Source organism: Streptomyces sparsus, assembly GCF_054776295.1.
The window spans coordinates 1-1,491 of record NZ_BAAHCA010001077.1 but is presented as its reverse complement, the minus strand read 5'-3'; the positions used below and the strand labels follow the sequence as shown (position 1 = coordinate 1,491).

Sequence of the window (1,491 nt, the reverse complement as noted above, 5' to 3'; positions counted from 1 at the left end):
GGGCGCGGTGACGTTGCTGGTCGTCGCTGCCGCCGCCACCACGGCTGCGGTCGCCGCGGCGGCCTCGGTGGCCGTGCTGCGCGCCATGGACCTCGGGGGCGGTCCGGTCACGTTCGCCCTGCTCGTCCTCGCCCTGACGGGCGGCACCGCGGCCGGTGTCCGCAGCGCACCGAAGGTGCTGCCGGTACTGTCCCGCCGTCGGCTGCTGGCGCTGGCCGTCGCCGTCACCGGTCTCGGGCTGCTGCTCACCGGGCTGGTCGCCGACACCGCGACGGTCCTGGCGTTCGCCACCGCCGCCGGGCTCGCCGCCGGCGTCGCCGCGCACACCGCGCACACCCTGCTCGACCAGGAGGTCGAGGACGGCCGCCGCATCCGCCTCACCGAACACCTCGGCGCGGTCGTCCGGCTGACCGTCGCGGTGGCCGCCGGCACCGCCCTCGTGCTCGCCGCACTCATCGGTGAACACCGCGTGGAGAGCGGCGCGCTGGTCATCGACCACGGCGGCGCCGCCTTCACGCTGATGCTCGTCGGTGCCCTGCTGCTGCCGGTCGCCGCCCTGGTGCTGTCCCGGGGCGACGACCGCAGCGGCACACCGCTGCGCCGCGACCTGCTGGACGCCGTGCGCGGCGGCGACCCGGTCACCCGGCCCGCCGAGACCGGTTTTTTCATCGCGCTCGAAGGCGGCGACGGGGCCGGCAAGTCCACCCAGTTGGAGAAACTCGCCGACTGGCTGCGGCACAAGGGCCACGAGGTCGTCGTCACCCGCGAACCCGGCGCGACCCCGCTGGGCAAGCGGCTGCGTTCGATCGTGCTCGACGTCTCCTCGGCCGGCCTGTCCGACCGGGCCGAGGCCCTGCTCTACGCCGCCGACCGGGCCGAGCACGTCGAGTCGGTGGTGCGGCCGGCGCTGGAGCGCGGCGCGGTGGTCCTCACCGACCGCTACACCGACTCGTCCATCGCCTACCAGGGCGCCGGCCGGGAGCTCTCCGCCACGGAGATCGCCCGCATCTCCCGCTGGGCCACCGACGGCCTGGTGCCGCACCTGACCGTGCTGCTCGACGTCACACCGGAGACGGCCCGCGAACGGTTCACCGAGGCGCCCGACCGCCTGGAGTCGGAGTCGACCGAGTTCCACCGCCGGGTGCGGTCCGGTTTCCTCGCGCTGGCGGCGGCTGACCCGGTGCGCTACCTGGTGGTCGACGCGGGCCAGCAGGCCGAGGCCGTCACCTCCGCCGTCCGGCACCGCCTCGAGCAGGTCCTGCCGCTGTCCGAGCAGGAGATCCGCGAACGCGAGGAGGCGCGCCGGCGCATCGAGGAGGAGCGCAAGCGCAGGGAAGCCGAGGAGGCTGCCCGCAAGGCGGAGGCCGAACGGCAGGAGCGGGAACGCGAGGAGCAACTCGCCAAGCTGCGCGCCGAAGAGGAGGAGCGCAAGCGCAGGGAAGCCGAGCTGGCCCGGCGCGCCGCCGAGGCCCGCCTCGCGGAGGAGACCCG

At 75.4% G+C, this 1,491-nt stretch carries 1 protein-coding gene; it reads left to right on the top strand.

The window, feature by feature from the left end:
- A partial coding sequence (tmk, locus tag ACYVE9_RS26425) for a dTMP kinase (RefSeq protein ID WP_461030417.1) occupies nt 1–1,491 on the top strand: 1,491 nt, incomplete at both ends.